Here is a 12227-nt window from a genome sequence, read left to right as displayed (position 1 = left end):
GTGGTGCCGGACAGGATTGTTCAACCAACCAGCAAGGAAGAAGTGCGATGGCAGTTATTCAAGGAACGGAAGGTCCTGACAATCTGGTCGGTACCGGCGCGGATGATCAGCTTTACGGGAAGGGCGGGGACGATACCCTAAGCGGTGGTGCCGGCAATGACACGCTGTATGGCGGTGCCGGTGCCGACCGCTTCTTCGGTGGTGATGGCACCGACACGGTCAGTTATGACGATGGCGCTGCAGTCACCCTGAACCTCAAGACCGGCGTGCATGTAGGTATCGCGGCGGGCGATACCTTTGACAGTATCGAGGTGTTCCGTGGCTCGAACGGCGACGATACGTTCGTCAGCAGCGTTGCCGCACAGACCCTCATCGGCAGCGGCGGCGTTGACACCCTGGACTACTCGACGTCCGCCCAGGCCGTCACCATCACTATTGATGCGACTGGCGCTGGTGTGGGGGCGGGCGGCGATGCCGAAGGTGACAAGTTCTCGCTGTTCGAGCGGGTTGTTGGTTCGTCTTATGCTGACCAATTCACCTCGTTGGCCAACGGCTACAAACTTGAGGGCGGCAGTGGCAACGATGTGTACGTGATCGGTCATGCTGGCAGTGTGGTTGTCGAGGCGGCTGGTGGTGGCATTGATGAAGTGCGTACAACGTTGACGACGCACACATTGGCAGCCGAGGTCGAAAAACTGACCTACACCGGTGTGGCGAATTTCAACGGTCAGGGCAATGCCAGCGACAACGTCTTGACGGGCAGCATCGGCAACGACCTGCTGAACGCTGGTGCTGGCAACGACATTCTCAACGGTGGTGCCGGCAATGACATGCTGTATGGCGGTGCAGGTGCCGACCAGTTCTTTGGTGGTGATGGCATCGATACGGTCAACTACGAGGACGGTGGTGCGGTCACCCTGAACCTCAAGACCGGTGTACACGTGGGCATTGCGGCAGGCGATACCTTCAACAGCATCGAAGTGTTCCGCGGCTCGAATGCTGATGACACCTTTGTCAGTGATGCCACCGCGCACACCTTTATTGGTAGTAATGGCACCGACACTCTGGATTACTCGACTTCTGCCCAGGCTGTGACCATCACTATTGATGCGACCGGCGCTGGTGTCGGTGTTGGTGGTGATGCCGAAGGCGACAAATTCTCGTTGTTCGAGCGGGTTGTTGGCTCGTCATACGACGATCAGTTCACCTCGTTGGCCAACGGCTACAAGCTTGAAGGCGGCGGTGGCAACGATGTGTACGTAATTGGTCACGCTGGCAGCGTGGTGGTTGAAGCTGCTGGTGGTGGTTATGACGAAGTGCGCACAACGCTGACAACGCATTCATTGGCAGCCGAGGTCGAAAAGCTGACCTATTCCGGCGCGGCGAACTTCAATGGCTACGGTAATGCCAGCGACAACGTCCTGACGGGTGGCATCGGCAACGATGTGCTGAATGCTGCCGGTGGTGACGACATTCTCAACGGTGGTGCAGGCAATGACATGCTGTACGGCGGTGCGGGTGCCGACCAGTTCTTTGGTGGTGATGGTACCGACACGGTCAACTATGAGGACGGTGGTGCGGTCACCCTGAACCTCAAGACCGGTGTACACGTAGGCACTGCGGCAGGCGACACCTTCAACAGCATCGAAGTGTTCCGCGGCTCGAATGCTGATGACACCTTTGTCAGTGATGCCACCGCGCATACCTTTATTGGTAGTAATGGCACCGACACCCTGGATTACTCGACTTCTGCCCAGTCTGTGACCGTCACTATTGATGCGACCGGTGCTGGTGTCGGCGTTGGTGGCGATGCCGAAGGCGACAAGTTCTCGTTGTTCGAACGGGTTGTTGGCTCGTCGTACGACGATCAGTTCACTTCGTTGGCCAACGGCTACAAGCTTGAGGGCGGCAGCGGCAACGACGTCTATGTGATCGGTCATGCCGGTAGTGTTGTGGTCGAGGCCGCTGGCGGTGGCTACGACGAGGTGCGCACGACACTGACTACGCACTCGTTGACAACTGAAGTCGAGAAACTGACCTATACCGGTGCAGCGAACTTCAACGGCTACGGCAATGCCAGCGACAACGTCCTGACGGGTGGCATCGGCAACGATGTGCTGAATGCTGCCGGTGGTGACGACATCCTCAATGGCGGCGCCGGCAATGACATGCTGTACGGCGGTGCAGGTGCCGATCAGTTCTTTGGTGGTGATGGCATCGATACGGTCAACTACGAGGACGGTGGTGCGGTCACCCTGAACCTCAAGACCGGTGTACACGTAGGCACTGCGGCAGGCGACACCTTCAACAGCATTGAAGTATTCCGCGGCTCGAATGCTGATGACACCTTTGTCAGTGATGCCACCGCGCATACCTTTATTGGTAGTAATGGCACCGACACCCTGGACTACTCGACTTCTGCCCAGTCTGTGACCGTCACTATTGATGCGGCCGGCGCTGGTGTCGGTGTTGGTGGCGATGCCGAAGGCGACAAGTTCTCGTTGTTCGAACGGGTTGTTGGCTCGTCGTACGACGATCAGTTCACTTCGTTGGCCAACGGCTACAAGCTTGAGGGCGGCAGCGGCAACGATGTGTACGTGATCGGTCACGCTGGCAGCGTAGTGGTTGAATCCGCTGGCGGTGGTTATGACGAAGTGCGCACAACGCTGACGACGCATTCATTGGCAGCCGAGGTCGAAAAGCTGACCTATTCCGGCGCGGCGAACTTCAACGGCTACGGTAATGCCAGCGACAACGTCCTGACGGGTGGCATCGGCAACGATGTGCTGAATGCTGCCGGTGGTGACGACATTCTCAACGGTGGTGCAGGCAATGACATGCTGTACGGCGGTGCGGGTGCCGACCAGTTCTTTGGTGGTGATGGTACCGACACGGTCAACTATGAGGACGGTGGTGCGGTCACCCTGAACCTCAAGACCGGTGTACACGTAGGCACTGCGGCAGGCGACACCTTCAACAGCATCGAAGTGTTCCGCGGCTCGAATGCTGATGACACCTTTGTCAGTGATGCCACCGCGCATACCTTTATTGGTAGTAATGGCACCGACACTCTGGATTACTCGACTTCTGCCCAGGCGGTGACCGTCACTATTGATGCGACCGGCGCTGGTGTCGGTGTTGGTGGCGATGCCGAAGGCGACAAATTCTCGTTGTTCGAACGCGTCATCGGTTCATCGTACGACGACCAGTTCACTTCGTTGGCCAACGGCTACAAACTTGAAGGCGGCAACGGCAACGACGTCTATGTGATCGGTCATGCCGGTAGTGTTGTGGTCGAGGCCGCTGGCGGTGGCTACGACGAGGTGCGCACGACACTGACTACGCACTCGTTGACAACTGAAGTCGAGAAACTGACCTATACCGGTGCAGCGAATTTCAACGGCTACGGCAATGCCAGCGACAACGTCCTGACGGGTGGCATCGGCAACGATGTGCTGAATGCTGCCGGTGGTGACGACATTCTCAACGGTGGTGCAGGCAATGACATGCTGTATGGCGGTGCGGGTGCCGACCAGTTCTTTGGTGGTGATGGCATCGACACGGTCAACTATGAAGACGGTGGTGCGGTCACCCTGAACCTCAAGACCGGTGTACACGTAGGCACTGCGGCAGGCGACACCTTCAACAGTATCGAAGTGTTCCGCGGCTCGAATGCTGATGACACCTTTGTCAGTGATGCCACCGCGCATACCTTTATTGGTAGTAATGGCACCGACACCCTGGATTACTCGACTTCTGCCCAGTCTGTGACCGTCACTATTGATGCGACCGGTGCTGGTGTCGGCGTTGGTGGCGATGCCGAAGGCGACAAGTTCTCGTTGTTCGAGCGCGTCATAGGTTCATCGTACGATGACCAGTTCACCTCGTTGGCCAATGGTTACAAGCTTGAAGGCGGCAACGGCAACGATGTGTATGTGATCGGTCATGCCGGCAGTGTGGTGGTTGAGGCGGCTGGCGGTGGTTATGACGAAGTGCGTACATCGTTGACGACGCACTCATTGACCTTCGAGGTCGAGAAGCTGACTTACACCGGCAGCGTGAACTTCAACGGTTACGGCAATGCCAGCGACAACATCCTAACGGGTGGCATCGGCAACGATGTGCTGAATGCTGCCGGTGGCGACGACATTCTGAACGGCGGTGCCGGCAATGACACACTGTACGGCGGTGCGGGTGCCGACCAGTTCTTTGGTGGTGATGGCATCGACACGGTCAACTATGAGGACGGTGCGGCTGTCACCCTGAACCTCAAGACCGGTGTGCACGTGGGCACTGCGGCAGGCGATACCTTCAACAGTATCGAAGTGTTCCGCGGCTCGAATGCTGATGACACCTTTGTCAGTGATGCCACCGCGCACACCTTTATTGGTAGTAATGGCACTGACACCCTGGACTACTCAACTTCTGCCCAGGCGATTTCGATCAGCCTGGATGCGACCGGCGCTGGTGTAGGTGTTGGCGGCGATGCTGAGGGGGACAAGTTCTCGCTGTTCGAACGCGTCATCGGCTCTTCGTACGATGACCAATTCACCTCGTTGGCCAATGGTTACAAGCTTGAAGGTGGCAGCGGCAACGATGTGTATGTGATCGGTCACGCAGGCAGCGTGGTGGTTGAAGCCGCTGGCGGTGGTTATGACGAAGTGCGTACATCGTTGACGACGCACTCATTGACCTTCGAGGTCGAAAAGCTGACCTACACCGGCACCGTGAACTTCAACGGCTATGGCAATGCCAGTGACAACCTCCTGACGGGTGGCGTCGGCAACGACATGCTCAGCGGTGCCGGTGGTGACGACATCCTCAACGGCGGTGCCGGTAATGACACGCTGTACGGTGGCGCCGGTGCCGATCAGTTCTTTGGTGGTGATGGCAACGATACGGTCAACTATGAAGACGGTGCTGCGGTCGCCCTGAACTTCAAGACCGGTGTGCATACTGGCACGGCGGCAGGCGATATTTTTGACAGCATCGAAGTGTTCCGTGGCTCGAACGGCGATGACACCTTCGTCAGTGATGCCACTGCGCACACCTTCATTGGCAGCGGTGGTGCCGATACCCTGGATTACTCGACGTCCGCCCAGGCCGTCACCATCACTATTGATGCAGCGGGTGCGGGTGTCGGCGTTGGCGGCGATGCCGAAGGCGACAAGTTCTCGTTGTTCGAACGTGTCGTTGGCTCATCCTACGACGACCAGTTCACCTCGTTGGCCAACGGCTACAAACTTGAAGGGGGCAACGGTAACGATGTGTACGTGATCGGTCATGCTGGCAGCGTGGTGGTCGAGGCCGCTGGCGGTGGCTACGACGAAGTACGCACATCGCTGACGACGCACTCATTGGCGTTCGAGGTCGAGAAACTGACCTACACCGGCACCGTGAACTTCAACGGCTATGGCAATGCCAGTGACAACCTCCTGACGGGTGGTGTCGGCAACGACATGCTCAGTGGTGCCGGGGGTGACGACATCCTCAATGGCGGTGCAGGCAATGACACGCTGTACGGCGGCGCCGGTGCCGACCAGCTCTTGGGTGGTGATGGCTACGACACGGTCAACTATGAGGACGGGGCTGCGGTCACCCTGAACTTCAAGACCGGTGTCCATACCGGCACGGCGGCAGGCGATACCTTTGAGAGCATCGAAGTGTTCCGCGGTTCGAATGCTGATGACACCTTCATCAGTGATGCCACGGCGCATACCTTCATCGGCAGTGGTGGTGCCGATACCCTGGACTACTCGACCTCCGCCCAGGCCGTCACCATCACTATTGATGCGGCGGGTGCGGGTGTCGGCGTTGGTGGCGATGCCGAAGGTGACAAGTTCACGCTGTTCGAACGTGTCGTTGGCTCATCCTACGCTGACCGGTTCACCTCTTCTGCCAACGGCTACAAGCTTGAAGGCGGGGCTGGCAATGATGTTTACGTCATTGCGCATCCCGGCAGCGTTGTGGTCGAGGCTGCTGGTGGCGGTGATGACGAGGTGCGCACTGCGCTGTCTACCCATTCGTTGGCGGCCCAGGTTGAGCGCTTGAGCTACACCGGTACCGGCAACTTCACCGGCTACGGCAACGCCATCGACAACATCATTGTCGCGGGCAATGGCAACGACACCTTGCTGGGCGGCGATGGTGCTGACCAGTTCTTCGGCGGGGCTGGCATCGATACGGTGTCTTACGCTGACAGTGTCGGTGTCACCCTGAACTTCAAGACGGGTATACACAGCGGCTTTGCTGCAGGTGACACCTTCGACAGCATCGAGAAGTTTGTCGGCTCCAATGCCGCTGATGTCTTCGTCGGGGATGCCGGTTCGAACACGTTCGATGGCGGTGGCGGCGTCGACCTGCTCAGTTTCGCCAGCGAGACGGCGGGCATCGTACTGAACCTGAGCGCGCCCCTGACCTCGGGGGTGGCGGCGGGCGATATCTATACCAACATCGAGAGCTTCGAGGGCAGTGCTTTCGACGACTCGCTGACCGGTAGTAGCCTCAACGAGAACTTCATTGGCGGCGCGGGCGCCGACACCATCAACGGCGGTGCGGGCAAGGATGCGGCCTGGTACGTCAATAGCGCCAGTGCGGTGCAAGTTGACCTTGCCGCCCGCACCGCAACCGGTGGTGATGCCCAGGGTGACGTGCTGAGCAATATCGAAGGCTTGGCGGGTTCTGCCTACGATGACGTGCTCACGGGTGATGCGGGCGCGAACACGATTTTTGGTGCTGAAGGCAACGACATCATCAACGGTGGGGATGGCAACGATTTCCTCTATGGCGATGGTATCTACTACCCGGATTTCGGGTCCTATATGCGCCCTGAAAGCCGTGCTTTCGCCCAGGCTGACATCATCAATGGCGGCAACGGTGACGACAACATCTATGGGGGCGGGGTCAATGACACCGGTGCCATTCTTCATGGTGATGCTGGCAACGACTTCATTCAAACGGCAAACGGCAAGGCCTATGGCGATGAGGGTAACGATCGCCTGGCGGGCAACGGTGTCGCCTACGAACTGTATGGCGGTGCAGGTGCCGATCGTATGGAGTTGATGTCGTCCGGCTTTGCTTTCGGCGGTGAGGACAGCGATGTCTACAACGTCTATTCAAGGTCAACCGTCACCATCCAGGACACCGGCACCATGGGGATCGATGTGGTGGTTCTGAAAAATATCCAGACCTTCCAGGATGTGGTCGTGCGCAATGATGGTGCGAACGCGTTCATCTTCTCCAAGGCCGACTATGACAACGGCAACCTCGGATCAGCGGTGATACTGAGCAACTGGTATGTCGGCGCGAACACCATCGAGTCGTTCCAGACCAACAACGGCGACACCTTCACTATCAGTTGATCGAGCGTGAACTGAGCAGAAGCGCGGCGGGGATTGACTCGCCGCGTTTTTGTTTACGCAAGGCGTGGCGTATTGCTGCCCGCGACGGAGTTCCATCGAGTGATGACTTGTGCAGGTGCGCTGAACCTCGGCCCAGGGCGGTCGAGTGCAGGACAGGATTGTTCAACCAAGATGCAATGAAGGAGTAGCAATGGCGATTATTCAAGGAACGGAAGGTGCCGACAACCTCGTCGGTACTGCGGATGGCGACCAGATTTATGGCAGGGGAGGCAATGATGTCCTCGATGGTGGCGCTGGCGATGACGTTCTGACTGGGGGTGCTGGGGCCGACAAGCATATTGGCGGCGCCGGCAATGACATTGCCAACTACACCGACAGCGGTGCTGGCGCCATTACCCTGAACTTCAAGACCGGCGTGCACACGGGCATTGCCGCTGGTGACACCTTCGAAAGCATTGAGCGTTATGTCGGCACCAACTATGACGACACCTTCGTCAGCGATGCCAGCGCCCACGCCTTCTTTGGCGGCGTTGGCACCGACACGCTGGACTACTCGGCGTCGGCCCAGGCGGTCAGCCTGACCATCGATTCTTCCGGCAACGGCACGGGTGCAGGCGGCGACGCCGAAGGTGACACCTTCAGCCAGTTCGAGCGGGTGATCGGCAGTGCGTTGAATGACACCTTCGTATCCTCTGCCAATAACTATCGCCTGCAAGGGGGCGCCGGTGATGACGTCTATATCGTCAACAATGCCGGCTCCCAGGTCGTGGAAGCCGTGGGCGGTGGCAACGACGAGGTGCGCACCTCCCTCGCCGGCTACTCGATGACGGCGGAAGTGGAGCGCCTGACCTTTACCGGCACCGGCAACTTCGTCGGCTACGGCAACGCCAGCAGCAACATCATTACCGGCGGCGACGGCAACGACACCCTGCTCGGTGGTGCCAGCGGTGACCAGTTCTTCGGCGGCGCCGGCACTGACGTGGTGGCCTACACCGATAGCGGCGTTGCCGTTACCCTGAACTTCAAGACCGGCGTGCACTCCGGTATTGCCGCTGGCGATACCTTCAACAGCATCGAGCGCTTCGCCGGTTCGAACTACGACGACACGTTCATCAGCGATGCCAGCGCCCAGGTCTTCATCGGCGGCGGCGGGCAGGACAGCATGGACTACTCGACGTCGGCCCAGGCAGTCAGCCTGACCATTGACAACACGGGTGCCGGTGTCGGCGTTGGCGGTGATGCTGAAGGTGACACCTTCACCCAGTTCGAGCGGGTGATTGGCAGTGCCTTCAATGACACCCTGACCTCCAACGCAGTCAGCTTCAAGTTGCAAGGCGGCGACGGCGATGACGTCTACGTGATCCAGAACGCCACTTCGCAAGTGATCGAGGCTGCCGGCGGCGGCAACGACGAAGTGCGCACGGCGTTGTCCAGCTATGCCCTGGCCAATGAAGTGGAGCGCTTGACCTACACCGGGACTGGCAACTTCCAGGGTGCCGGCAACCGTTCCGACAACATCCTTAACGGTGGTGCCGGCAACGACATACTGTCGGGTGGCGCTGGTGCGGACAAATTCATCGGTGGCGCCGGTATCGACATGGTCACCTATGTGGACTCCGGTGCCGCTGGCGTCTCGCTGAACTTCAAGACCGGCGTGCACAGCGGTATCGCTGCCGGCGACACCTTCGAGAGCATCGAGCAGTTCACCGGTTCCGGCCTGGACGACACCTTCGTCAGTGACGCGACCGCGCAGCAGTTCTTTGGCGCTGTCGGCTCCGACACCATGGACTACTCCACCTCCGCGCAGGCCATCAGCATCACCATTGATGGCGCAGGTATCGGCAGTGGTCGGGGTGGCGACGCTGAAGGCGACAGCTTCTCGCAGTTCGAGCGGGTCATCGGTACCGACGGCAATGACACCTTCGTCTCCAGCGCCACCGGCTACAAGCTGCAGGGCGGCGCGGGTGACGATGTCTACGTGATCAACAACACCGGATCGGTGGTGGTGGAAGCCGCCGGCGGTGGCAACGACGAAGTGCGCACCTCACTTGGCGGTTACCGTCTGACTGACAACATCGAGCGCCTGACCTTCACCGGTACCACCGGCTTCCAAGGCTACGGCAACGCCAGCGACAACATCATCACCGGCGGCAACAGCAACGACACCCTGTATGGCGGCGCGGGTGCTGACCGCTTGGTGGGCGGCAATGGCATCGACACAGTGTCCTACTTCGATGCCACCGGCAATGTCGGGGTAACCCTGAACCTCAAGACCGGCGTCCATACCGGTATTGCGGCAGGCGACACCTTCGACAGCATCGAGCTGTTCGTCGGCTCGGCCTTCGATGATGTGTTCGTCAGCGATGCAACCGCGCACACCCTGTACGGCAACGGCGGGGTGGATACGATGGACTACTCCAGCGGCACCCAGGCAATCAGCGTGACCATCGACGCGGCAGGTGTAGGTACCGGCAGTGCCGGTGAGGCGCAGGGCGACAGCTTCGCGCAATTCGAGCGGGTCATCGGCACGGCCTACAACGACACCTTCACCTCGGCCTCCACCAGCTATCGTCTGGAAGGCGGCGCGGGTGATGATGTCTACGTGATCACCCATGCCGGCTCGGTGGTGGTGGAAGCGCAGGACGGTGGCATCGACGAAGTGCGTACATCGCTGGCGCAACTGCGCCTGGCCGATGGTGTTGAGCGCATGACCTTTACCGGCACCGGCACCTTCGTTGGCTATGGCAACAGCCAGGACAACATCATTGTCGGCGGCAGTGGCAACGACCAGCTGTCCGGCGGTGCGGGTGCCGATCAGTTCTTCGGTGGTGCCGGCGATGACCTGGTGTCCTATTGGGATGCCAGCTTTGCCCCGATCACCCTGAACTTCAAGACCGGCGTGCATGGCGGCATTGCGGCCGGTGACACCTTCGACAGCATCGAACGGTTCGTCGGTTCGGGCCGTGACGACATTTTCGTCAGCGACGCCACCGCCCACAACTTCGACGGTGGCCAAGCCAACGACACCCTGGACTACTCGGGTTCGGCACAGGCCGTGACCCTGAACGTTTCGCTCGAAGCCAAGGGCACTGGTTCGGGTGGCGATGCTGAAGGTGACACCTTCGTGCAGTTCGAGCGTTTCATCGGCACGGCGTTCAACGACACCTTCAACATGGCCCACTCCAACGTCACCTACGTTGAAGGCGGCGCGGGCAATGACGTGTACGTCCTCAACTGGCAGACCACCCAGGTCATGGAGCTGGCAGGCGGCGGTGATGACGAAGTGCGCACCAGCGCGTCGACTTTCCGCCTGGCCAACGAAGTCGAGCGCCTGACCTATACGGGCAATGCGGCATTCACCGGCTACGGCAACAGCGGTGACAACATCCTCACCGGTGGCGCCGGCAACGACACCTTCTTCGGCGGCGCCGGGGCCGACCAGTTCTTCGGTGGTGCGGGTACCGACGCGGCGTCGTACACCGACAGCAAGGCGGTGGTCATCAACCTGCAGACCAACGTGCATGGCGGTTCGGCAGTCGGTGACAGCTTCGACAGCATTGAGAAGTTCATTGGTTCCTACGAGGGTGACCTGTTCATCGGCAATGCCGGTGCCAACATCTTCGACGGCAGTGATGGCGTGGATGCGGTGTCGTTCGTCAGTGAAACCTCGGGCATCGTGCTGGACCTGAGCAAGCCTGCCATCACCGGCATCGGCGCAGGTGATACCTACACCAGCATCGAGACCTTCGAAGGTACGGCCTTCAATGACTCGTTCGTCGGCAGCGTACAGAACGAGAACTTCATTGGCGGTGCCGGTGCCGACACCATCAATGGTGGTGGCGGGGTCAAGGATGCGGTCTGGTACATCAACAGCAGCGCAGGCGTGCGCGTTGACCTGGGTACGGCGACCGCCAGCGGTGGCGACGCCGATGGCGACGTGTTGATCAGCATCGAGGGCGTGGCGGGTTCCGCCTACGACGACGTACTGACGGCCATGGCGTTCGGCAGCACCATTTATGGTGGCGAAGGCAACGACATCATCAACGGCTCGGACGGCAACGACATCCTCTATGGCGATGGCATGTCGGACAAGGCCTTCGGTGCCTACGCGCGGGCCGAAGACGGTGTTATCCAGAGCGACATCATCAACGGCGGCAAGGGCAACGACTCGATCCTCGGTGGCACGCGCTTCGACAAGGGCTCGATCCTCCACGGCGACGATGGCAACGATACCGTCAGCACCGCCAGCGGCAAGGCCTATGGCGACCTGGGCAACGACACCTTGATCGGCACCGGTACCGGTTACGAGCTGTACGGTGGTTCGGGCTGGGACATCATGACCATGATGGGTTCCGGCGGTGCCGACGGTGGCCAGCATGGCGACACCTACAACGTCTTTTCCAAGTCGGCGGTCGTCATTCTCGACACCGGCACCGATGGGGTCGATGTGGTGGTGCTGAAAAACATCCAGAATGCTCGGGATGTGTACATCCACAATACCGGCACCGACGCCCATATCTTCTCCAAGGCGGATTGGGCGGCCGGTAACCTCGACACCGGCGTGGTACTTGCCAACTGGTATGCCGGCTCGAACACCATCGAGCAGTTCCAGACCAACAGCGGTGAGACCTTCACCATCACCTGATCCAGGGTGAGTTGAACAAAGACGCGGCCGGGGCAACCCTGCCGCGTTTTTGTTTTCGCCAGGGGCGGGTTATTGCCGCCGACGGCAGAATGCCGCCGAGTTTTTGTCTTCCTGGCGCGTGCTGTGACGCGACCTATTCGGCAAAGGCCCGCAAATAGGGCGCTTTGCCTGGTTGCTGAACACTTGGTTCGAAAATTGCTTCAGCCAGCCCAGAGCAGCGG

The 12227-nt window shown here is 59.7% G+C and carries 2 protein-coding genes; both read left to right on the top strand.

Annotated features, from left to right (window positions below; translation table 11 throughout):
- The first annotated feature begins 47 nt into the window (after positions 1-47).
- Positions 48-7361 carry a hypothetical protein gene (locus tag M5G11_RS08150; RefSeq protein ID WP_273925258.1) on the top strand — a complete coding sequence of 2438 codons (7314 nt, stop codon included), beginning with the start codon at positions 48-50 and terminating at the stop codon, positions 7359-7361.
- A gap of 190 nt (positions 7362-7551) precedes the next feature.
- Positions 7552-12006, top strand: a complete 4455-nt coding sequence (locus tag M5G11_RS08145; protein ID WP_273911018.1) for a beta strand repeat-containing protein — start codon at positions 7552-7554, stop codon at positions 12004-12006.
- Positions 12007-12227: the final 221 nt, after the last annotated feature.

Source organism: Pseudomonas fontis, assembly GCF_028656955.1.
Lineage (GTDB): Bacteria > Pseudomonadota > Gammaproteobacteria > Pseudomonadales > Pseudomonadaceae > Aquipseudomonas > Aquipseudomonas fontis.
Note: the sequence above shows the minus strand (reverse complement) of the source record. Positions and strands in the feature narration are given on the sequence as shown.